Below are 22,148 nucleotides of genomic sequence, written 5' to 3'. Positions count from 1 at the left end.
AACGACAGTGAGCAAAGCCAGCACCTTCTCCGCCCCCAAGGGCGTCCCCGATTACGTCCCGCCGCAGTCGTCCGAGTTCGTCGCGGTCCGTGACGGACTCACGCGCGCTGCGCGACTGGCCGGATACGGCCACATCGAACTTCCCATCTTCGAGGACACCGGGCTGTTCGCCCGCGGTGTCGGCGAGTCCACCGACGTCGTCAGCAAGGAGATGTACACGTTCGCCGACCGCGGTGATCGTTCGGTGACCCTGCGGCCCGAGGGCACGGCGGGCGTCATGCGGGCCGTGATCGAACACGGACTGGACCGCGGCCAGTTGCCGGTGAAACTGAGCTACGCCGGACCGTTCTTCCGCTACGAGCGACCGCAGGCCGGTCGTTACCGCCAGCTGCAGCAAGTCGGGGTGGAGGCCATCGGCGTCGACGACCCCGCCCTCGACGCCGAGGTCATCGCTGTCGCCGACGCCGGTTTCCGCGGCCTCGGCCTCGACGGGTTCCGGTTGGAGATCACCTCCCTCGGTGACGACACGTGCCGGCCGCAGTACCGGGAACGGTTGCAGGAGTTCCTGTTCGCCCTTCCCCTCGACGAAGAGACGCGCCGGCGGGCGGAGATCAACCCGCTGCGGGTTCTCGACGACAAGCGCAAGGAGGTGCGCGAGATGACGGCGGACGCACCGCTCATGCTCGACCACCTCTCGGACACGGCGAAGGCGCACTTCGACGAGGTCCTCGCACACCTCGACGCACTGGGTGTGCCGTACGTGGTGAACCCGCGAATGGTCCGCGGCCTCGACTACTACACGAAGACGACGTTCGAATTCGTCCACGACGGTCTCGGCGCGCAGTCGGGTATCGGCGGCGGCGGACGGTACGACGGTCTGATGGCGCAGCTCGGCGGTCAGCCGTTGTCCGGCATCGGTTTCGGGCTCGGTGTCGACCGGACCGTCCTGGCGCTCGCTGCCGAGGGCAAGACTGCAGGCTCGACCGCCCGCTGTGAGGTCTTCGGCGTTCCGCTGGGCGACGAGGCGAAGGCGAAGCTGGTGGTGATCGCTCAGCAGTTGCGCGCCCAGGGGATTCGAGTCGACCTCGCGTACGGCAACCGCGGGGTGAAGGGCGCGATGAAGGCCGCGGACCGATCCGGCGCCGCGCTGGCACTCGTGCTCGGCGACCGCGACATCGCCGACGGGACGGTGGGAATCAAGAATCTCGCCACCGGAGACCAGGAATCGGTCTCCTCGGCGGATGTCGTCGCACGCGTCGGAGCCATCCTTGGCGCGTGACGACACCGCGCCGGTGTCACTCGACCTCGTTCCGATCGAGTTGATCGCACCGCGGCTCAAGCGGGTCGCGGCGATCGCCGTGCTGATCGGTGTGGTGGTCGGCGTCATCGTCGGGTTCTTCGGTCCCGTGTGGGTCGGTGCGACGGTCGGGGCCGTGATCGCGGTCCCGACCGCCGCCTCGGCGCTCCTCACGTTGCGGCGACGAATCGCACTGCAGACCGGGCGAATCCGGTCGACGGGGGGACTGCGCAGCAGGCACGTCGACGTCACGAGGGCGGTCGCGGCGGAATTGGTGGTCCGTTCGGCTCGCGTCAGCGAGGTGAGCGTCCGGATCACGGACCCCGACGGGAGCCTCGCGATACCGCTCGCCCTCTACACGACCGACGGCGGCCGTGAACTCGAGATCCTCGGGCTCCGGAGGCTGGCCGACGCCCTGACGACGAGCGAACTGGTGCCGGCCGCCGCGATCGCGTCGGTGCTCATCGAGCAGCTACGTGCGGAGGCCCGCGGCGCGGCCCTTCCCGAACGCCCCCTGTTCCGGGCCGTGGAACTGGTGCGTTCGGAAGGCCGCGTGCCCACCACCACGCTCACCGATCACGAGGTGGCAGCGCTCCTCGACTGAGCGATCAGCTCTGGTCGCCGAACGGAGTGTCGTCGAGATCCTCGCCGCCGATCACGGCGGGCGCGACCATCGGGAGGTCGCCGGCGAACGCGTTGTTCTCGCCGGCGTTGACGAGGTAGCTGGGTGTGGACCGGCCGCTCAGCTGGTCGTCGCCCCCGCGCCCGGCACCCGCCATCCCGGCACCCGCCATCCCGGCACCCGCCATCCCGGCGCCGCCCATCCCGCCCATCCCGCCCATGGCTCCGCCGGGTGCGAGAGGGGACGAGGCAGCGGCCGGAGCGGCGCCGGGTGTGGGAGTGGTCCCCGGTGTCGCCGGGGGAACCACCGGCCCGGTGACCGTTCCGCGGGGTACGGAACCGCTACCCGCGGAGACGCTTCCGCCCGCGCCGCCGCCGTACATGCCGATGCCCGCGCCGCCGGCGATGCCCACCGCACCCGGAACTCCGCCCGATGCCCCGTGTGCGGGGGTGACGGGGGATTTCGCCGACAGGGCGTCGGCAGGCAGATCGGACGAGGAGACGCTCGCCGCCTGGGTGCTCGCCGACACCAGGTCGCCGACACTGTCGGTGACGGTGGAGATCATTGGTTTGCCCACACCCTCGATCACGGTGGACGCGATGGCGAACGGTGACGCCGGTGCGGCTCCCGCCACGGCCCCGGGCGCCGGGGGCGGCGGCACCGGAACCGGGGCGGCCAGACCGTTCATCGTGAGGGTCTGTTCGTTGAGTTCGGTGCGCGTCTGCGTCACGACCCCGATGGCCGCCTTCAGGTGCTCGGCGGCGGACGCGAGCAGCATCGCCTGCCCGGGCGGCGTCATCACCATCGGCGCGGCAGCGACCGCGGTCGCCGCGAACGACTCCGAAATCGTCATGAGGTTCGCGTTGCCCCGCGCCACGGACGCCGCGGCGGTCTGCGTGGTCGCCGAGATCTCCGTGCCGCGTTCGCTCAGTTCCGTGCCGCTCGTCTGAGCCTGCAGGCCCTGCGACTGCGCTGCCTGCGCTGCCTGGCTCTGCCAGATCTGGTCGAGCACCTTCAGCCCCGACAGGCTCATCGACATCGCCTGGTCGATCATGCCCGAGGACATGTCGAGCAGCGATGTCGGATCGAACGAGCCGAACGTGCCGGTGCCGAAACTCCCGGCGAGATCGGTGAGCGGCTTGAACAATTCGTCCACACCCGGCAGTCCGGGCAGCCCGTGCCCCTGCAGCAGCGCCTCCACCGGGTTCGGCTGCAGTGGAGGCAGCGGCGGAAGGGCCGGTAGCGGCGGCAGGTCACCGAGCGGCGCTTCGAGGAACGGGCCGAGCGGAGAGTTCTGCAGGGCCTCGAGCGGAGTGCTCGGCAGTGGCGTCGCGAGGGCGTCGCCGACGGGCGTTCCCTGGATCAGGTCGAGGATCGATCCGTGCTCCACAGGGTGCCCGGCGGGTTCGGGGGACGTCATGCGAGGCCCCCGATTCCGTCGCCGACGCCGCCGAGCGCAGCGCCGTTGGCGCCGTCGACGGAGTCGTAGGAATCGGCGGTGGCATGCGCCGCGATCGCGGTCTGCGCGTAGTGAGACGCGAGTTCGGCGACCGACCTGGCGTGATTTGCCTGTGCGGCGGCGAACGACGCGAGGAAGTCGGCGCCGATCGGGCCGAACACGGGCGCGAGTGCCGCGAGATTCGCGCCGAGATCGAGTGCGGCGGCGCTGCTGATCTGTTCGGCGGCCTGCGCAGCGGTGGCGCCGTAATTCCTGATGCCGTCCGTGACGACAAAGACATCGCTCAAGATAACCCCCCAGTGATAAGCGTTCGCCAGACTTTATCTCACGGGCCCGACGTGCACGGCTAGAGGCGAAGGGGTGTTCCGCCCGCCGTCTCGGCGAGCAGTGCCCGCGACTTCGCCCGGATTTCGTCCATCGGCTTCGTCCATCCGAGGGCGCGGAGGCAGGCGTCGGCGAGGAGTCCGGCGGCACCCTCGTTCTCGGGCCCGGGAAGCAGTCCGCGTTCGATGTCGGCGCGGGTTGCGATGGCGCTCTCGACTATTCGGAACGGCAGGTCGGTCAGGGCGGGGGAGGTGTCACCTGAATCGTCGGTGATTTCCGTGAGGGCCTGGTCCGCCAGCTGCCGGTAGTGCCGGCGCAGCAGGGTTCGCTGGGCGCGGAACGGCTCGAATCGATCGGTCAGCAGTTCCGGAAGAAGATACAGCGCACCGAGGTTCCATGTGGTGGTGGTGAGTTGCGTGACGTCGTAGGTGGCCAGCGCGTGCAGGCGCACCGTGGCGGGCGCGGCGGCGTCGGCGAGCCGCCCCGCCGCGGCGAGCGCGGGGGACACCGTCTCCTCGAGGAGCGCCACCAGGATCTCCTCCTTGTTGGGGAAGTGGTGGTAGAGCGATGCCTGCCGGATACCGACCATCTCGGCGATCTGCCGGGTCGAGGTGGCCGCGAAACCCTTGGTGGTGAACAACTCTCCGGCGGCGTCGAGTATCTCCTCGGGAGTGGTCTGCCCTGGTCTGCGCTGACTGGTCAGTCGGGGTCGTCCCGGCCCTGTGGTCACCGCTCCATGATGTCAGGTCGCTCTCGGGATCGACGGTCTCCACCCGCAGTGAGGGTTTCGTCATGCTCCCGAAACGTAGGCAACGATGCTGTTACGGCCGGCGGCGATCTGGATACGCGGGCGTCACCCATCGAGGCCCTTCCGCGAGAAAACTATCGAGCGACAGATATTGCTCTCGCCGAAGGAGTAAGCCCTTGAGTACACCCACAAGGATTGCGCAAGTGCTGACCGCGCCGGCCGCACCTCCCCGCCCGTCCGGCGGAACCGGCGTCGACGACACGGGCGACCTCGGCGAATTCGGCTACGAGCAGCAACTTCACCGTTCCCTGGGTAAGTTCGCGTCGTTCGCCGCCGGCTTCTCGTTCGTCTCCATCCTCACCACCATCTTCCAGCTCTTCGGGCTCGGATTCGGATTCGCCGGACCCGCCTTCTTCTGGACGTGGCCGGTGGTGTTCGTCGGCCAGTTCATGGTGGCGCTGAACTTCGCCGAACTGGCCGCCAGGTACCCCATCTCGGGGGCGATCTACCAGTGGTCACGCCGGATGGGCGGTGAGGTGGTCGGCTGGTTCGCCGGATGGTTCATGATCCTCGCGCAGATGGTGACGGCATCCGCCGCGGCCATCGCGCTGCAGGTCGTGCTCCCGAATGTGTGGAGCGGATTTCAGATCATCGGTGAGGACAGCACGCTGACGTCCGCGAGTGGCGCCGCCAACGCGGTGCTGCTGGGTTCCGTCCTCCTCGTGGTGACCACGTTCATCAACTGCATCGGCGTCAACTGGATGTCCAGGATCAACAACATCGGCGTGACCTGCGAGATCGTCGGTGTCATCGCGGTGATCGGCATGTTCCTCACCCACGCCCAGCGCGGACCGGAGGTCGTGTTCGACACCGGCACCGCCGGGGCGTCACCCGGGTACGGATGGGCGTGGATCGTGTCGGGTCTGATGGCGGCCTACGTCATGGTCGGATTCGGCTCCGCGGGCGAACTCGCCGAGGAGACACGCAACCCGCGCCGGGTCGCGCCGCGCACGATCCGCCTCGCGCTGTCCGTGTCGGCGCTCGGCGGTGGGCTGATGATCATCGGCGCGCTGATGGCTGCACCGAGCCTGACCGACGGCCGGCTCGCCGCCGAGGGCCTGCCGTACGTGCTCTCGTCGATCCTCAGCTCACCCTGGGGCACACTCCTGCTCGTCGACGTCGCGATCGCCGTGTTCGTCTGCACGCTGGCCATCCAGACGGCGGCGTCGAGGCTGGTGTTCTCGATGGCCCGCGACGGACGGCTGCCCGCCTCGCAGATCCTGTCGACGGTGAACACCCGCACCGGAACGCCCATCGCGCCCTCCGTCCTGATCGGCCTGGTCTGCATCGGCATCCTCGCTGTCAACGTCGGGAACTCCGCCATCTTCGCGACCCTCTCGAGTGTCTGCATCATCCTGATCTACCTCGCCTACCTGATGGTCACGGTGCCGCTCCTGCTGCGCAGGCTGAAAGGCTGGCCGCGCGGAGGACCGCAGGTCGACGCGGACGGACGGAAGCTGTACTCGCTCGGACGGTTCGGCCTTCCCGTCAACATCCTGGCCGTCGGCTACGGCGCGCTGATGGTCGTCAACCTGTCCTGGCCGCGCGCGGAGATCTTCGACCCCAGCGGCGACTACCCCCTCCTGCGGTGGGCCGCCCCCGTCACCGTCGCCGCCGTGGTCGCGCTCGGGGTCGCGTGCTTCCCGCGCGGCCGCACGACCCCCAACCCCGTCACGATCGGAGCCTGACATGACCTCAGTGGACACCTCGACCACCAGTGCCGCGAAGGAACACGCGCGTGCCCAGTCGGGAGTGGTCACCGACTCGATGCCGGTGGTCCCGGCGTCGTCCTGGCCCACCCCACCGTCCGACATCGATCCGGCACTGCTCACGTGGGCGGAGACGGTTCCCGGTGGCCGGTACACCACGAAGGTGCTGGGCCGCGGCACGCGACTGCGACTGCGTGACGTCGACGGCCGGGCCTGCGCCCACCTGCTGCTGTACCGGGCGGACGCGCCGTGGGAGCGGCTCAACGTCGCCGACACCGTCAAGGTGCCGTGGCAGGCGTACCTGGGGGCGGGACATCCGCTGCTCTCCGATCAGGGGCGGGTGCTCGCGACGCTCGTGTCGGACGGGTCCGGGCGGCACGACGCCCTCTGCGGCACCACGTCGCTCGCCTCGAACACCGCGAAATACGGTGACGGCAGCCTGCATTCGGCATCCCCCGCCGGCCGTGAACTCTTCACGGTGGCGGCGGCGAAGCAAGGACTCGAGCGGCGCGACCTGCCGCCGTCACTGTCGTTCTTCCACGGGGTGCGGGTGGGGGAGGACGGGTCGCTGAGCAGCATCGGGTCCGCCGGCGCGGACACCGCGGTCGACCTCGTGATCCACCTCCCGGTGATCGTCCTGATCGCCAACACGGCGCACCCGCTCGATCCGTCGCCGACGTACGGCACGACCTCGCTCGAAGTGCTCGCCTGGACCGGCGTCGACGTGGCCGAGCCTGTCGACGCCGACCCGGAGTACCACCGAGCCTTTCTCAACACCGAAGACGTCTGGGCTGCAGCGCAGCGCCAGGGACGGGAGCAGGCATGACCACCACCATCGAGACCGCACCGCTGGTACCGGGAACGGTGATCCTGGACGAGGAAGTCGGCGCCCGCGGCCCCTGGTCTGCCGTCGTCCTGGCCGGTGACGTCCTGACCATCGTCGACCTGTGCGGCAACCAGGCCGTGGACACCCTGATCTACGCGGCCGACGACCACCGGCAGCGCTACTCGGCCGCCGCCACGGTGTCGGCGCAGCGAAACCTGTTCCTGACCACGGGAAGTGTCCTCCGCACCGACGATCACGACGCCCTGATGACGCTCGTCGCCGACGAGGTCGGCTCGCACGACACGGTGGGCGGCGCCTGCTCGCAGGAGTCGAACACCCTGCGGTACGGCCACCACACCAAGCACCAGCACGCCTGCGTCGAGAACTTCCTCGCCGAAGGATCCCGGTGGGGGATCGGCAAGCGCGACCTGGTGTCGAACATCAACTTCTTCATGAACGTTCCCGTCGACGCCGACGGCACGCTCGGCATCGTCGACGGCCTGTCCGCGCCGGGCCGCCGCCTGGCGCTCCGCGCGGAGCGCGACGTTCTGGTACTGGTGTCCAATTGCCCGCAGATCAACAACCCCTGCAACGGTTTCGACCCGACCGCGGTGCGGATGATCGTGACCCGGCCGACGGGAGCGCAGGCATGAGCGCCAAGATCACCGTGCACCGGCCCGGCATGCTCACCACGGTGCAGGACTTCCCCGGACGGACCGGGTACTGGCACGTCGGTGTGCCGCCGTCGGGGCCGATGGACGACCTGTCGTTCCGGCTCGGCAACATCGCGCTCGGCAACGACGAGGGCGCCGCCGGAATCGAATGCGCCATGTCCGGTCCCGCACTGCAGTTCGACGAGGACACGGTGGTGTGTGTGACGGGCGCGCCCGCACCGGTCACGGTCGACGGAGTGCTGCAGGCGCAGTGGCGTCCGGTCCGGGTGCCGGCAGGCGCAGTCCTGGACGTCGGCGCGGTGGCAGGACCCGGCCTCCGCATCTACGTACTCGTCCAGGGCGGGCTCGACGTCGACGACTTCCTCGGCAGCGCCTCGACGTTCACGCTCGGCAAGTTCGGCGGGCATCAGGGCCGCACGCTGCGGCAGGGCGATGTTCTCGCGGTCGGCGAGCACACCGGCGCCCGCACGGCCGCCGTCCCCGCCGAATACGTTCCGGCCCTGTGCCGTCGCTGGGAGATCGCGGTCACCGAGGGCCCGCACGGCGCACCCGAATTCTTCACCCGCGCCGACATCGACACGCTGTACCGGACCGACTACGAGGTGCACTTCAACTCGGACCGCACCGGGGTGCGGTTGATCGGACCCAAGCCCGACTGGGCCCGCACGGACGGCGGCGAGGCGGGACTGCATCCGTCCAACATTCACGACAACGCGTATTCGGTCGGCGCCCTGGACTTCACAGGGGACACCCCGATTCTGCTGGGCCCGGATGGACCGAGCCTCGGTGGGTTCGTGTGCCCCGTCACCGTCGTCGCGGCGGAACGCTGGAAGCTCGGACAACTGGCGCCCGGCGATGCGGTGCGCTTCGTGCCGATCAGGGCCGACCGGGCCGCATCCACGCGGGCACTGGGGCCCGCGCGGCGGGCGGCGCACTCGACGGTCTTCTCCACCACCGGTGACCGCGACGACGGCGTGATCGCCCGGCGCGACGGCGAGACCGCCGTGACGTACCGGCGGTCCGGCGACGACAACGTCCTGGTCGAATACGGCGACATGACCCTCGATCTCGCACTGCGGGCCCGCGCCCACGCGTTGCACCAGCGACTCGAGGTCGAGAAGCCGGCCGGGCTCCTCGACCTGACACCGGGCATCCGCTCGTTGCAGGTCCGGGTCGACCCCGACGTGCTGCCGATCCCGAAGCTCATGGGGCTGCTCGGCGAGGCGGAGGACGCACTGCCCGCGGCGAACGAACTCGTGGTGCCGAGCCGGTCCGTGCGGATGCCGCTGTCGTGGGACGACCCCTCGACTCGTGAGGCGATCCAGCGCTACATGCACGGTGTCCGTTCCGACGCACCGTGGTGCCCCTGGAACATCGAGTTCATCCGCCGCATGAACGGGCTCGGCAGCGTCGACGACGTCTTCGACACGGTCTTCGGAGCGGAGTACATGGTGCTCGGGCTCGGTGACGTCTACCTCGGCGCACCCGTCGCGACACCGCTCGACCCGCGGCATCGGCTGGTCACCACGAAGTACAACCCGGCCCGAACGTGGACGCCGGAGAACGCGGTCGGTATCGGTGGCGCGTACCTGTGCATCTACGGAATGGAGGGCCCGGGCGGCTACCAGTTCGTCGGCCGAACCACCCAGGTGTGGAACCATCGGCATCCCGAGAAGTCGGGACCGTTCGAGGACGGCACCCCCTGGCTGCTGCGCTTCTTCGACCGGATCTCCTGGTACCCCGTCGAACCGGACGAGCTGATGGACGTGCGATCCGAGGTCGCAGCCGGCCGCGGCGGCGGTATCGACATCACCGAGGGCACGTTCTCGCTCGCCGAGCACCAGCAGTTCCTCACGGCAAATGCCGATTCGATCGGCGACTTCCGAGCCGAGCAGGCCGTCGCGTTCGCCGCCGAGCGGCAACGATGGTCCGCGGCAGGGGAGTTCGCGACGGTGGGCTGACCGTGTTTACGCGAGCATGTCGGTGAAGCTGTCCGGCCTGAGTGCGGCCGCTCGTTCCCGGGGCACCTAACGCACTTCGACGACCCCGTTGCCGTACGACTCGGTGCCCACCAGTTCGAGGTCACGCTGGTCGGAGATCTCCGAGAACCAGGAGGCGCCCGGTGACACGACCGGAGAGACGAAGAGATAGAACTCGTCCACCAGACCCAGCGCGAGGACCGATCGCGCAAAGGACGATCCGCCGGACAGGTGAATGTCCGTGTCCGGCTGTCTCTTCAGCTCCTCGAGGTGGGTTGCGAGCTCATTGTCGGTGGCCACGATGACCTGTTCGTTGTCGGCCTCCTCCGTTACGCCTGTCGCTCGGCCATCTTGGCGAGCTGCTCCGTGACGGTGCCCCAGCCGTCGTAGAAGCCCATTTCCTCGTGCGTGTTGCGGTCGGCGTTGTCCTTGTGCATCACGTGGGCGACGTACTCCGTGCCCGTCGGATGGTCGTTCAACGTGATGATCGCGGTCATGAACGGCTGTTCGGCGGGTCGCCAGCCGCCGACCAGCGAGTTGGTGAACACGATGCGTTCGAGTTCGTCGACGGCGAGGAAGCAGCCACTGATGTGTGGTGCGAATTCACCCCCGTCCTCACTGATCTGGGTCGTGAACGCCCCGCCCGGGCGTAGTTCCATGTCGACGACCCGGCACCGAGACGGCGCGGGGACCCACCATTGCTCGAAGCTGGCGGGGTCGGTCCAGGCGCGCCACACGACCGGACGGGGTGCCCGGATGATGCGCGAAATCGTGAGGTCGAGATCGGGTCTCGCAGTGTCGGTCATTGCGGTGTGTCCTTTGCGGGTGTCGTGACGGTGTGTTCGGTGGCGAATTGTTCGAGTCGGTCGGTGCGGCTCTCCCACAGTTCCTGTTGCTCCGCGAGCCACGCCTCGACGGCCGTGAACGGTTCCTTCTCGATCGCGCACGTCCGTACGCGGCCCTCCTTGTGCGTCCGGATCCATCCGCTGTCCTCGAGGAAGTGGATGTGCTTCATGAAGGAGGGCAGGGCCATGTCGAACGGTTTCGCCAGTTCGCTGACCGTCGCCGGGCCCCGGCTCAGGCGGCCCAGCACGGCCCGCCGCGTGGGGTCGGCGAGCGCTTGGAAGATGCCGTTCAGCTGCTCCGGATACTGAGCCATAAGGCAAAGTATTCACAGTAACAATGGTTAGCGCAAGAGCTAACTGATGTGGGGGGTGTCAGCCGAGCTTGCCGTGACCGGGGGTGAGCGGGACGTCCAGGGCGTCGTAGAGCCCCGGCGCGGCCGTCCGCAGCCACGGGATCGCGTTGACCAGGCGCCCCACCGCGGTGGCGTTGCCGCCGGCCGCTCGATTGCCGCCCTCGTCGGTAGCCTCCACGTTCACCTCGATGCGCGGCCGGCCCTCGATGATCACCTTGTGCGCGCCGTCCCCGCCGTCCGGCGGCACGGGCCAGTCCGGGGCGCACGACGGGTGGATCCGCGTGACGTGCTCGATGACGATCAGAGGCTCGCCGCCCACGATGCCCTGCACCTCGAAACGCAGCGCCCCCTGGGTGCCGGCCTCGAACTCGCCCATGAGATCGGTGGTGATCGTCTCGTCCAGCGGCCGGCGCAGCAGCGTCTCCCGGATCTCGTCGAGCTCCACACCGAGGGCCCGGGCGACGAGCCGAATTTGGCCGCCCCACACCATCGTCGGCACGGTCGCCGCGACCATCGGCGGTTCGTAGTCCATCGGCTGGCCCATGCCGACGAGGTATCGCACGGAATCGTGCTGGTCGTAGGTGGTGTAGTCGAAGATCTCCTGGCAACGGATCTGATCGATCGTGCCGGCCAGGCCCGTCATCAGGATCGGCAGGACGTCGTTGCCCCATCCCGGATCCACGCCCGACACGAACAGGGCGCCGCCGCCGGACTTCGCGGCCGCCTCGATCGGGTCGCGCAACTCGGCCGGCGCGTTGCGCTGGTCGTAGAGCGCATAGATCGACGGGGTCACGACGACGGCCCCGGCGGAGAGTGCGCGGATGATGTCCGCCGCCGCATCGTCCGGGCGAATTTCGCCCGACGCGGCGTAGACGACAGCGCCGGGGGAGGTCGCGAGCACGGCATCGGCGTCGTCCGTTGCGGCCACCCCCAGCGAGCGGCCCAGGCGGGCCAGGTCGCCGGCATCGCGTCCCACCTTCTCCGGGTTGGCCACGATCACCGCCGTCAGCTCGAGTCCGGGGTGTGCATCGATCGCGCGGATCGCGGCCCGCCCCACATTCCCGGTGCCCCACACCACGGTCCGGATCTTCCCCTGGTCAGCCATGGAATCGGACCCTACCCAGTGCGCGAGGTGGGTAGTGCCCGAATGGGGCAACATCGGGCCGTGGAACCTCCACGCGAGGGGCGGCGATCGTGGGCGGGCACGATTTCTCGACGAACTGGTGGGTCGTCAGCTGTGCGGGAGTCGGTAGACCTCTGCGAGTTCGTCGATGAACAGGGGTGCGAAAAGGCAATTCTCGAGTATTCGCCAGAGTGCCTCGACGAAGCGGTCCGTGGACATTCCGAATCTGACGAAGACCTCTTCGTCGGGTGCTCCGCCGTAGGGTGCCCAGACATGTGCGAACTCGATGACCGCGTCGGTGTCACTGTGCCCGGAATGCCAGTCGTGGGTTCGTCGGCGAAGGCGTTGGCTGCGTTGTCGCAGTTGCCGGTATCGGGATACGTCTTCGTCTGGTGCGCGCGGTGGTTGGGTTGCCCCTGGCGTGGGTGTGCGGCCGTGCAGTGGAGGGAACTGGTGCGCGGGGTGCTCAGTCATGCGTGATCACTCAATCGTCGGGGTTGCCGGGGCTGAATGCAGTGGCGGTGTTCGGGTGATGCCTCGCCGTTCCTGCGCGGCGGAACGAACCTCCTGTGGCTTGTACAGTACAGTCCATACCACTGAGGGGTTGACTTCGCAGCAGGTTGCTGTGCAGCAGAACGTTCGGAGGGCAGTGTGGCAAATACGGTGGAGGGTTCAGCGGCGGCCGAGCCCGAGACGACCGGCAAGATCCTCGACGCCGCGCAGGCGCTTTTCTTGCGGGACGGATACGCGGGGGTCAACCTCGATCGGATCGCGAAGTCGGCGGGAGTGGCGCGGCAGACGTTGTACAACCGCTTCGGCAGCAAGGAATCCGTCTTCCGCTCGATGCTGGATCGGCACTGGTCGAAGTTGTTGCAGACCGGGCGCATCGACGATCTGGTGGACGGTGCGCCGCAGTCGGCGGAAGCAGTACTGAGGCGCTTCGCTCAGGCGATCCTCGCGTTCGTGGCCGAGACCGACCAAGTGAGCTTCATCCGCCTGGTGGTGGCCGAATCTCGGCGGCTGCCGTGGATAGCCGAGGAGTTCTACCGGGCCGGCAAGGAGCCTCTGCTGAAGGCGCTGGTCGGCCAACTCGACCGATTGGTCACCGACGGACACATCGAATGCCGCTCGACCGAGTTGGCCGCCCACCAGTTCTTCGGGCTACTCCAGGAAGTGACGTTGTGGCCTCAGGTCATGGGCATCGTCGAGTTCGTCACGGATCTCCCGCCCGCCGACGAGATTGTCGAGGAGTCGGTCGCCACCTTCATGGCGCGGTACGCGCCCGCTGCGGGATAACTGCCGCCGACGCGTCACCGGGCGAGATCTCCTCGAGGGTCCGCCCGGTGGTGGCAACACCGAACCCCACGGTGACGACCGCAGCAACCGCCAGGGCTGCGGCGACGAGGGTGAATACCGCTCCGGCACCGCTGTGTTCGAGCATGGGGATCAGATAGAGCGGCGCGGCGGCGGTCGACAGGCGTCCCAGTGAATAGAGCCGGCCCGTGGCGGTGGTCCGGATGGCGGTCGGGTATTGCTCGAGCTGATACACGTGGGTGACATTCGACATCAGGTTCGCGATCACCGTGAACGTGAAACCCCACAGCACGATCCACACCGGTGTGACGGCATTTCCGTAGGCCAGGCCGAGCGCGGCCATCACGATCAGCGAGCCACCGAGAAGCCATTTGCGCTCGAACCTGTCCATGACGAGCATCGAGAGCAGTGAGCCGACCGGGTATCCGACGAAGGCGAGCGAGACATACAGCAGGGAATTGGTGACACTGATTCCCTTCCCCGTCAATACGAGCGTCGCAACGCTACTGAATCCGTGGTACCCGACGACGGCCAGAATCCAGACGATCGCCATCGTGATGGTGCGGCGCAACAGCGGCTTCCGCAGCATCGCGGACGCGCTCACCGGTCCGGTGCTCACGGGAGAGATTGCCTCGTCCTCGGCCGGGGCGGCCCAGCCCTCCGTACGTGCGGCATCCTCGAGTTCGCGGGTGACGGCTTCGGCTTCGTCTGTCCGGCCGACGGATTCGAGCCAGCGCGGCGACTCGGGTAGGTGCCGCCGCAGGACGAAGGTGATCAGGGCGCCGAGCGCACCCAGGGCGAACATCCATCGCCAGCCGTCGATCCCGAGCGGGCTGGCATCGACAACGATCATGCCGACGAACCCGACGACGGGGACCGCAGTGTACGAAAGCGTGAAGGCCCACGCCACGAAGTAGCCGCGTCGTTTCGACGGCAGGATGTCGCCGAGGAAGGAGTCGGTGACGGGCAGTTCGCCGCCGAGTCCGACGCCCGCGATGAAGCGACACAGCACCAGCATCCACAGATCGGTGGAGAAGGCGGCTAACAGCGTGAACACCGAGTACAAGCCAAGGGTGATCATGTACGCGCGCCGGCGGCCGAGACGATCAGCGATCCGGCCGATCAGGACGGCGCCGACGAAGGCGCCGACGAACGCCGAGGCCAGCACCAGCGACAGGTCGAAGCCGGTGAGCGCGAACTTGGTCTTCAAGGTGGCCGCCAGTACACCGGCGAGGAACAGTTCGTAGATCTCGAAGAAGTTGCCCAACGCAATGATGGCGATGATCTTCTTGTGCCGCCGGGTGACCGGGAGGCGATTCAGCCGGGCGGCGATGGTCAAGGGAACGCCGGGGCTGGGGGTATGTGTATCCATGGCTCCTCGATGGGGTTCGTGCGGAAACGTCAGCGATTGGCCATTGCCGGCCTGGGCTCTGGCGACCGCTACCGATAGGGGTGTACTGTACAGTCCAATCTAACTTTGGTCGAGGCTTGACAGCGTTATGGAGGACGAGGGCGACATGGAGTACTCCTGGGAGAAGATGACCGCGGAGCAATTGCGAGAGCGGGCGGGACTGGACGGTCTGGTGCTGCTCCCGGTCGGATCGATCGAGCAGCACGGCCCGCACCTGCCCACCGGGGTGGACGCGCTGCTCGCCACCGAGGCGGCGAACAGAGTCGCAGCCCAACTGGCGGAGAGCCTTTCCGTCGTCGTCGCACCGACACTGTGGTGGGGTCTGGCGGAACACCACATGCGTTTCGGCGGCACGCTGACCCTGAGCCTGCCCACCTACCACGCCGTGCTCCGGGACGTCTGCCGGTCGATCATGCGCGCCGGGTTCACCCGGATCGCGATAGTGAACGGGCACGGCGGGAACATCTCGGCGCTCAATGCCATCGTCAACGAACTGACCGCGGAACTGCCCGTCACCATCGCCGTGACGACGTACCTGACCGCGGCGGCGGACGACGTCGCGGACATCCTGGAGGGGCAGAGCGGCGTGATGCACGCGTGTGAGGGGGAGACGTCGATGATGCTCGCCGCGCACCCCGAGCTCGTGGTCCTGGGCCGCCTCTCCGACGCACACGGCCCCGAATGCGGACTGCAATCCGACAACGTCCCCGTGTACCTCTGGCGCTCGTTCGAGGAGATCACCGAATCCGGTGTGGCCGGCGACGCACGACTCGCCACGGCCGACAAGGGCGAGAAACTGTTGGCGGTGTGCGCACAGCGACTCGCTGATCTGCTCGCGGCGCCGGAAACCTGGCACCGGAACGCCACCATCGACCGCCAGGCTGCCGCAACGAGCGTAGGGAGCTGATCGTGTCCGGAACATCAGCGCACTGGACGGTAGGGGACGCGACCATCGGTCGCGTCGACGAAGTCGTACTCGAAGGGCAGGGCCGTTGGCTCCTGCCCGACGCGACAGCCGAACTCGTTGCCGGCCAACCGTGGCTGGACCCGTCGGCCACCGACGACGGCGGTGACATCCGCCTGTCGGTGCACAGTTTCGTCGTGGACATCGCCGGAACCCGCATCGTCATCGACACCGGTGTCGGTAACGGCAAGGTCCGGGACAACCCGGCGTGGAACAACCTCGACGGCGACTACCTGCCGCGACTGGGCGACGCCGGGTTCGACCCGGATTCGGTCGACCTCGTGATCAACACGCACATCCACCGCGATCACGTCGGGTGGAACACCACCTTGCGAGAGGGGGTGTGGGAGCCGACCTTCCCGAATGCCCGCTACCTCGTCGCCCGCACCGAATGGGACTTATGGTCGGCGGCAGCGTTGAGCGAAGACCAGCAGCGAATGTTCGCCGATTCGATCACCCCGATCCGCCAGGCCGGTCAATACGAACTCGTCGACGCCGAGACACCCGTCGAGGTCGCCGACGGAGTCGAACTGCTCCCCACTCCCGGGCACACCCCGGGGCACGTATCGGTCCGGATCAGCTCCGCGGGCGAGACCGCACTGGTGACCGGGGACTTCCTCCACCACCCCATCCAGCTCGCCCACCCGCGCCTGTGCTGCGGAGTGGACATCGACCCGGCTGTGTCGGAACGCACACGAGAGACGATCCTGTCGACTATCGCCGACACCGAAACACTCTTGCTCGGTAGCCATTTCACCCACCCCACCGCCGGACGCGTGCGCAGCACCGCAACAGGTTTCGTGCTCGTTTCGGCCGCCGCGATCCCGTAGGCATTTCACCCACAACCAAGGACTTCGCCGTGACCACACATTCCGGACACCGAAATCGCGAGCACGCCGCAGCCGTGGCGGCCACCGTCATGGGCATCCGCGGTGTCCTGAGCGCTCTCGACGGCGTCGAATACGCGGAGACTCCGCCGGCGTTTTCCTTCGTCGCGCTTACCCACCCGCAGAACGGAACACCCGATGCAACCGCATGAATTGGACCTCACCGCCGCTGCCGACGCCATCTTCCGCCGAGAGTTGTCACCGGTCGAACTGATCGACTCCGCGCTCGATCACCTCGACCGCGTCGATCCGCACCTGTCTGCCTTCGTGACTGTGACGGCCGGCGCGGCGCGGGAGGAGGCGGCGATCGCCGAATCGGACATCGCCGCAGGCCGATATCGCGGTCCGCTGCACGGCATTCCGATCGCGATCAAAGATCTCTTCGATACTGCCGGTGTTCTCACCACGTCCAGTTCTGCGGTGCGGGCAACTCACGTTCCCGACCGCGACGCGACCGCAGTGCGGAAGTTGCAGTCGGCAGGCGCGATCTCGCTGGGCAAAACCCACACGCACGAGTTCGCCTTCGGAACGATCACACCGCAGAGCAGGAATCCGTGGGCTGTCGACCGCGTGCCCGGTGGCTCGAGCGGCGGATCTGCGATTGCGGTCAGCGCGGGGATCGTGGGTATCGCGCTCGGCAGTGACACCGGAGGTTCGATCCGGATTCCGTCCGCGCTCTGCGGGGTTGTCGGGCTCAAGCCCACATTCGGCTTGGTCTCCCGCGCAGGCGTCACCCCACTGTCGTGGTCGTTGGATCATGTCGGCCCGATCGCCGGCACCGTGCGTGACGCGGCGGTCGCACTCGATGCACTCGTCGGATACGACGACAAAGACCCCGCCAGCTTGCGGCACAACGAGGGGAGCTACGTTCCCGATTCCGGGAGGGACTTGACGAACGTCCGAGTAGGCGTTCCGACGAACTACTACTTCGCCAACGTCGAACCCGAGGTGCAAGCGCGCGTTCTGGAGGCGATCGACGTACTCGCCGGGCTCGGTGCCACGCTCGTCGAGGTGGAAGTCCCGCTCACCCACCTCGTGCACGCCACGCAATGGGGTCTGATGGTTCCGGAAGCCACGACCTACCATCAGGATTCCCTGAACAGCCACCCCGAGCTGTATTCGGACGACGTCCGTCTCCTCCTCGAAGCCGGGCAGCACCTGCTTGCTACCGACTATCTCCGGGCGCAACGGTCCCGCGCGCTGATCCGCCAGGCCTGGGCGAACTTGTTCGACGACATCGACGTGCTCGCCGCACCGACTGTGACATCGGTAGCCGCACGGGCGGGTCAGGAGACCATCGACTGGCCCGACGGGAGCAGTGAAGGTATCAGTGACACCTACGTCCGTCTCTCGGCTCCGGCGAACCTCACCGGTCTGCCGGCGTTGTCCGTGCCGGTCCGCGTGTCGTCCGATGGGCTGCCGATCGGAATGCAACTCATCGGACGGCCACTGTCCGAGGCAACACTGCTTCAGGTAGGCGCGTCCTACGAGCTCGTCCGCGGGCAAGTGAGAAAGCCGGGATGGAGCTGGCTCCCCACCGGCGTCTGAAGTGGTGGGGCTGTCTGCTGATCGACTCGTGGGAGAACAAAGTTTCGGCGACGAACGACCGGGCGTCGGGCGATCCGCTGTGCTCGTTCCACGGCTGAAGGCGGCCGCGTCGTCGGGCCATCGTTCGGCAACAATGTTGCTCCTATCGGCCGACAGGAGTCGGCCCGCCCGGGCGAGGGTGCTTCGCACGGGCGGGCCATCCCCCGACACGCACCGGTCGACGGTGCGTCCTTGGGGTGCAGCACTGGTCCCTCATAAGGGGGCGCAAGTTGCCTGTCTGCGCGGGGTGTGCTGCCTGCGTGATTGCGAGTGAAGTTGTGGGTCGGAAGCTTTGTCCGGCGGCCTCCTTGCTGTGGGTCGGCGTATCGGGTTGGTCACAATTGTGGGTTGACCTGCGAGCTTGCGCATGGGTCGTTCGGCGTATGTGGGTACCTGTCTTCTCGGGTTGCCTCCAGGTGCGGTCACGTTGAGGTGGACAATGGGAACATGCACCCGCACGGGACGCTGCCCGGCTCGGGAAAAGGTCTGAGCAGAGCCGAACTGCTGGCCGCGGTATCGCTGGCGATCGATCTCGGTCTGGGTCAACCGATGGAACACATGCTTCGGTCGTCCTTGATCGCGACACGGATAGCGGAGCGGATGGGACTCGACCCCCAGCAGCGAGCGACCGTGTACTACGCCAATCTGGTCGGGTGGATCGGCTGTCACGCGGACTCCCACGAACTCTCGGCGCTCTTCGGCGACGACATCGCCTTCCGGGCCGACACCTACGCGGTGGACATGACCGGTCTGCCGTTTCTGCGGCTGATGACGAGTCACGTGGGACGCGGCCTGCCGGGCTGGGAGCGCGGCATCCGGGCCGCTGTTTTTCTGGTCGCAGCGCGTAGCCAGGTCGCCACGCTGATCCATTCGCATTGCAGTTCCGCCGGGGTTCTGTCCGATCGGATGGGCTTGGACGGGCAGGTCGGAAAGGCGCTCGCCTACGTCTTCGAGCGTTGGGACGGCCGGGGGTTGCCCAACGGTTGTCGCGGAGAGGGTATCCCGGTCGAGATCCACATCTCCCACGTGGCGGACGTCGCCGAGGTGCACCTGCGGACGGGTGGGCTGGGGCACGCGAAGGACGTTCTCCGTTCCCGGCGTGGCAGTCAGTTCAGCCCGGCAGTGGTGGAGGTGTTCGAACGTGACGCGGCGTCGATCGTGGACGGTTTGTTCGAAACGGACGTCTGGGTCGCAGCGTTGGCTCGGGCTCCGGATCGCGACCGAACCCTGAGGGCCGAGGAGAGCGACGAGTTACTCGGGGCCATGGCTGATTTCGTCGATCTCAAGTCTCCGTTCACCCTGGGGCATTCGCGGGGCGTCGCGAATCTGGCGGCCGGGGCGGCCCGGCGCCTGGGCATGTCGCCGTCGGACATCACTCATCTCTACCGCGCAGGCCTCGTGCACAGCCTCGGCAAAATGGGGGTGTCCAACCAGATCTGGGAGAAGAAGGGTCCGCTCACCACGGCTGAATGGGAACGGGTGCGAATGTATCCGGATCTGACCGGCCGGATACTGAGCCGAGTCAACGGCTTGGAGTCGGTGGTGTCCGTCGCAATGAAGCACCGGGAACGGATCGACGGGTCCGGCTTTCCCCGGGGGATCGCCGGCGCGGAGTTGACCGCGCAGGATCGGCTGCTTGCCGCGGCGGATGCCTATCAGCGACTGCTCGAGCCGCGTCCGCACCGGCCGGCGCTCGATCCTCGCGGCGCTGCCGATCGGTTGAAAGAGGAGGCGCGCACCGGACGCCTCGACGCCGAGTCGGTGGCGGCCGTGCTGGCGGCGGCGGGGCAACGGGTGTCGCGGCGGACGCCCTGGCCCGCCGGGCTGACCGACCGCGAGGTGGAGATCCTGCGTCTCGTCGCGCAGGGCTGGTCGAACCGAGAAATCGCCGCCGACCTGTTCATCGCCGAGAAAACGGCACGCAACCACGTCGAGCGTGTCTACGCCAAGCTCGGGGTGAACAACCGCACGCAGGCCAGTCTCGCCGCGATCGACCGGGGTCTGGTGGGCTTCCCGGTCAATGCGGTCGTGGGGAAGTGAAGCATCCGCCTTCTGGCGGGACCGGCCGTGCGGGCGGTCATCGACGGGATGCGCCGGGCCGGGACCGCCGGTCCAGTACCCACACGGTGGCCAGCATGAGAGCGACGGCAAATGAGGCCAGCGCGATGAGACTGGCACCGGTGCCTCCGCGGAAGGTGTCGCCGTAGGCGGACATGGCCGGCAGAGTGGCGCTGTACCGGTCGAGATCCAGGTCGCGACCCAAGGCTTCGAATGCGTGGCGGTTGGACAGGCCGAGGCTCATCAGGCGTCCCGGGAGGGCCATCTCGTCAACCGGGACGATGGCTCCGCCGAACAGAACCTGAGGGAAGCAGAGCATCGGCAGGGCGAGGGCGGCCTGCGCGGCGTTGGAGACCGCGGCCGAGGCGAGCAAGCCGAGGGCCAGCGCCGAGGTCGCCTCGATCACGATCGTCACGAACAGGACGGCTGACACGTCCCATCCGACGGCGGGGAGCCGACCGAGCGCCCGCAACACACCGAGCAGCAGCGCGCTCACTCCAGCCAGCACCGGAAGCAGCGCTGTCATCTTGGAGGCCACGTAGGCGCCGACACGGAGCCCGGCCAGGCGCTCCTGCCGGAAGACGGCCATCTCCCCGACGATCTGGAGCAGGCCGTACGTGAGGCCGAAGAAGAAGCCTGCGAATGCGATCCAGAAGACGATCTGGGCGGGGCCGAGGTCGGCCGCGCCATGCGGATCGAACGCGCCGCGCTGGAACAGCGTCGCCATCATCGCCGTGACCAGCACCGGTGAGCCGAGCAGCACCGCCAGGGTCAGCCGGTTGCGAAGGAGGACATCGACATTGCGTTGTGTGAGTAGCCACCATTGCCGCACCATGCCGGTGCGTCCCACGTCGGACCGGGTGGAGGGGACGGGCGGGATGGGCGGTAGCGCCGAGCCGGGCAGGGATTCCGACGTCCCACCGCTGTCCGCGAATCGCTCCGCCCAGACCTGGGGGGTGTGCTCACGAGCCAGCCGGTCGTACACGTCGGCGAGGTCCTCCACACCGAAGTAGCGCCGAACCTCGGTCGGGCTGCCGGTGAAGGCCAGGTGGCCGTCGCGAGCCAGGAACACCACCCGGTCGCACCGATCGATGCCGGCCGGCTCATGCGTCGTGAGGACGACTGTGACCCCGCGCCGGCTGAGTCGGCGCAGTAGGCGCATCACGTCGGCTGCGGTCGACGGGTCGAGCCCGGAGGTGGGTTCGTCGAGGAAGAAGAGGTGTGGCCGGGTCAGTAGCTCCACGGCGATACTGGCCCGCTTGCGCTGGCCGCCCGACAGCGCACGGACCGGTACCTCGGCTCGATCGGCCAGGTCGAGGTCCTGCATGGTCTCCTCGACTATCCGGTCCGCTTCGACCGCCGATGTGCCCGCGGGCAAACGGAGCCGCGCGGCGTAGCGCAGCGTGCGGCGCAGGGGCATCTCGAGGTGGATGATGTCGTCCTGGGGGACGTAGCCGATGCGCGAATCGGCGCTGACCCGGGCACCGCGAACGACGCCGTCGTGCCGGACCTCCCCGGCGGACGGTGGTTGCAGTCCCGCGAGGATCTCCAGCAATGTGCTCTTTCCTGCTCCACTGCCGCCGGCGATGGCGACCAACTCGCCCGGCTCGACCGACATCGACAGCTCCTGAAGGATCTGCCGTGCCCCGACATGCCGGCTCACGTCGACCGCGTCGACGCGCCCGACGGTCGGTGATTCGACGGTCGATCCGGTCATGACCGGTGATTCCTGAACTCGCTTTGTCATGCCCCGATCATCGGTCGACCGCTTATGTCGTCGCATGGGGCGTTTGCCTCAAATCGGGCGCCGGAAACCGATCCAAGTCGAAGCAGATGAGGCAAGCTTCCATCAGACGACAGTGGAGGCTTGGATTGGGGAGCGGGGTGTCACAGACATTCGCGGGACGC

The 22,148-nt window shown here is 67.9% G+C and carries 21 protein-coding genes; 12 read left to right on the top strand and 9 right to left on the bottom strand.

Features of this window, described 5'->3' with window-relative positions:
- Nucleotides 1-7 precede the first annotated feature (7 nt).
- Together hisS and QM841_RS09930 are read left to right on the top strand one after the other, a co-directional pair.
- Nucleotides 8-1,279: a histidine--tRNA ligase gene (gene hisS / locus QM841_RS09935; protein WP_105419836.1), complete on the top strand. Its 1,272-nt coding sequence runs from the start codon at nucleotides 8-10 to the stop codon at nucleotides 1,277-1,279.
- Nucleotides 1,242-1,901 (top strand): hypothetical protein, encoded by a 660-nt coding sequence (locus tag QM841_RS09930; RefSeq protein ID WP_283331868.1) that lies wholly within the window; start codon nucleotides 1,242-1,244, stop codon nucleotides 1,899-1,901. Before hisS ends, QM841_RS09930 begins: the two co-directional genes overlap by 38 nt.
- Nucleotides 1,902-1,905: 4 nt before the next feature.
- Here the strand turns inward: QM841_RS09930 and QM841_RS09925 are convergent, their stop codons facing one another.
- Genes QM841_RS09925 through QM841_RS09915 form a run of 3 tightly spaced genes read right to left on the bottom strand, consistent with a single transcriptional unit; the run spans nucleotide 1,906 to nucleotide 4,432 of the window.
- Nucleotides 1,906-3,339 carry a hypothetical protein gene (locus QM841_RS09925; protein WP_283331867.1) on the bottom strand — a complete coding sequence of 478 codons (1,434 nt, stop codon included), beginning with the start codon at nucleotides 3,337-3,339 and terminating at the stop codon, nucleotides 1,906-1,908.
- Entirely contained in the window at nucleotides 3,336-3,665 is a 330-nt protein-coding gene (locus tag QM841_RS09920; protein WP_105419840.1) for a type VII secretion target, read from the bottom strand. The genes QM841_RS09925 and QM841_RS09920 overlap by 4 nt, the downstream gene beginning before the upstream one ends.
- Before the next feature lie 59 nt (nucleotides 3,666-3,724).
- A complete protein-coding gene (locus tag QM841_RS09915) occupies nucleotides 3,725-4,432 on the bottom strand; it encodes a TetR/AcrR family transcriptional regulator (protein WP_280783815.1) in 708 nt (235 codons plus the stop codon).
- A gap of 221 nt (nucleotides 4,433-4,653) precedes the next feature.
- On the opposite strand from QM841_RS09915, the gene QM841_RS09910 reads away from it, so the two are divergent.
- The 4 genes from QM841_RS09910 to QM841_RS09895 are packed head-to-tail and all read left to right on the top strand — an operon-like array spanning nucleotide 4,654 to nucleotide 9,680.
- Entirely contained in the window at nucleotides 4,654-6,198 is a 1,545-nt protein-coding gene (locus QM841_RS09910) for an amino acid permease (RefSeq protein ID WP_283331967.1), read from the top strand.
- A 1-nt stretch (nucleotide 6,199) separates the two neighbouring features.
- Complete coding sequence (locus QM841_RS09905; protein ID WP_283331866.1) at nucleotides 6,200-7,045, top strand: urea amidolyase associated protein UAAP1; 846 nt, start codon at nucleotides 6,200-6,202, stop codon at nucleotides 7,043-7,045.
- Nucleotides 7,042-7,698 carry an urea amidolyase associated protein UAAP2 gene (locus QM841_RS09900; protein WP_283331865.1) on the top strand — a complete coding sequence of 219 codons (657 nt, stop codon included), beginning with the start codon at nucleotides 7,042-7,044 and terminating at the stop codon, nucleotides 7,696-7,698. The genes QM841_RS09905 and QM841_RS09900 overlap by 4 nt, the downstream gene beginning before the upstream one ends.
- Nucleotides 7,695-9,680 (top strand): 5-oxoprolinase/urea amidolyase family protein, encoded by a 1,986-nt coding sequence (locus tag QM841_RS09895; protein WP_283331864.1) that lies wholly within the window; start codon nucleotides 7,695-7,697, stop codon nucleotides 9,678-9,680. The genes QM841_RS09900 and QM841_RS09895 overlap by 4 nt, the downstream gene beginning before the upstream one ends.
- 66 nt (nucleotides 9,681-9,746) lie before the next feature.
- On the opposite strand, the gene QM841_RS09890 is transcribed toward QM841_RS09895, so the two are convergent.
- Genes QM841_RS09890 through QM841_RS09875 form a run of 4 tightly spaced genes read right to left on the bottom strand, consistent with a single transcriptional unit; the run spans nucleotide 9,747 to nucleotide 12,001 of the window.
- Nucleotides 9,747-9,998 (bottom strand): dihydrofolate reductase family protein, encoded by a 252-nt coding sequence (locus QM841_RS09890; protein ID WP_283331863.1) that lies wholly within the window; start codon nucleotides 9,996-9,998, stop codon nucleotides 9,747-9,749.
- Nucleotides 9,999-10,027: 29 nt separating this feature from the next.
- Entirely contained in the window at nucleotides 10,028-10,504 is a 477-nt protein-coding gene (locus QM841_RS09885) for an SRPBCC family protein (RefSeq protein ID WP_283331862.1), read from the bottom strand.
- Complete coding sequence (locus QM841_RS09880) at nucleotides 10,501-10,857, bottom strand: ArsR/SmtB family transcription factor (protein ID WP_280783810.1); 357 nt, start codon at nucleotides 10,855-10,857, stop codon at nucleotides 10,501-10,503. Before QM841_RS09880 ends, QM841_RS09885 begins: the two co-directional genes overlap by 4 nt.
- A 58-nt stretch (nucleotides 10,858-10,915) precedes the next feature.
- Nucleotides 10,916-12,001, bottom strand: coding sequence for an NAD(P)H-dependent amine dehydrogenase family protein (locus QM841_RS09875; RefSeq protein WP_283331861.1), 1,086 nt, complete (start codon nucleotides 11,999-12,001; stop codon nucleotides 10,916-10,918).
- 669 nt (nucleotides 12,002-12,670) lie between these two features.
- Here QM841_RS09875 and QM841_RS09870 point away from each other — a divergent pair.
- The gene (locus QM841_RS09870; RefSeq protein ID WP_280783808.1) at nucleotides 12,671-13,315 is read left to right on the top strand and encodes a TetR/AcrR family transcriptional regulator; all 645 of its coding nucleotides are present in this window, start codon (nucleotides 12,671-12,673) and stop codon (nucleotides 13,313-13,315) included.
- On the opposite strand, the gene QM841_RS09865 is transcribed toward QM841_RS09870, so the two are convergent.
- Nucleotides 13,284-14,705: an MFS transporter gene (locus tag QM841_RS09865; RefSeq protein WP_283331860.1), complete on the bottom strand. Its 1,422-nt coding sequence runs from the start codon at nucleotides 14,703-14,705 to the stop codon at nucleotides 13,284-13,286. The two genes, QM841_RS09870 and QM841_RS09865, sit on opposite strands and share 32 nt — an antisense overlap.
- Nucleotides 14,706-14,850: 145 nt before the next feature.
- On the opposite strand from QM841_RS09865, the gene QM841_RS09860 reads away from it, so the two are divergent.
- From QM841_RS09860 to QM841_RS09840, 5 genes are all read left to right on the top strand, one after another.
- A complete protein-coding gene (locus tag QM841_RS09860; RefSeq protein WP_283331859.1) occupies nucleotides 14,851-15,651 on the top strand; it encodes a creatininase family protein in 801 nt (266 codons plus the stop codon).
- A 2-nt stretch (nucleotides 15,652-15,653) separates the two neighbouring features.
- The gene (locus tag QM841_RS09855) at nucleotides 15,654-16,538 is read left to right on the top strand and encodes an MBL fold metallo-hydrolase (RefSeq protein ID WP_283331858.1); all 885 of its coding nucleotides are present in this window, start codon (nucleotides 15,654-15,656) and stop codon (nucleotides 16,536-16,538) included.
- 29 nt (nucleotides 16,539-16,567) lie between these two features.
- Complete coding sequence (locus QM841_RS09850) at nucleotides 16,568-16,747, top strand: hypothetical protein (protein ID WP_283331857.1); 180 nt, start codon at nucleotides 16,568-16,570, stop codon at nucleotides 16,745-16,747.
- Nucleotides 16,734-18,143 (top strand): amidase, encoded by a 1,410-nt coding sequence (locus tag QM841_RS09845; protein WP_283331856.1) that lies wholly within the window; start codon nucleotides 16,734-16,736, stop codon nucleotides 18,141-18,143. Before QM841_RS09850 ends, QM841_RS09845 begins: the two co-directional genes overlap by 14 nt.
- A 486-nt stretch (nucleotides 18,144-18,629) precedes the next feature.
- Entirely contained in the window at nucleotides 18,630-20,222 is a 1,593-nt protein-coding gene (locus tag QM841_RS09840) for an HD domain-containing phosphohydrolase (RefSeq protein WP_283331855.1), read from the top strand.
- A gap of 37 nt (nucleotides 20,223-20,259) precedes the next feature.
- Here QM841_RS09840 and QM841_RS09835 read toward each other — a convergent pair whose 3' ends face one another.
- A complete protein-coding gene (locus tag QM841_RS09835; protein WP_283331854.1) occupies nucleotides 20,260-21,987 on the bottom strand; it encodes an ABC transporter ATP-binding protein/permease in 1,728 nt (575 codons plus the stop codon).
- Nucleotides 21,988-22,148 lie beyond the last annotated feature (161 nt).

This window comes from Rhodococcus sp. IEGM 1307, from assembly GCF_030056915.1.
Classification (GTDB): domain Bacteria; phylum Actinomycetota; class Actinomycetes; order Mycobacteriales; family Mycobacteriaceae; genus Rhodococcus_F; species Rhodococcus_F opacus_D.
This window is presented reverse-complemented; position numbering and strand designations above follow the sequence as displayed.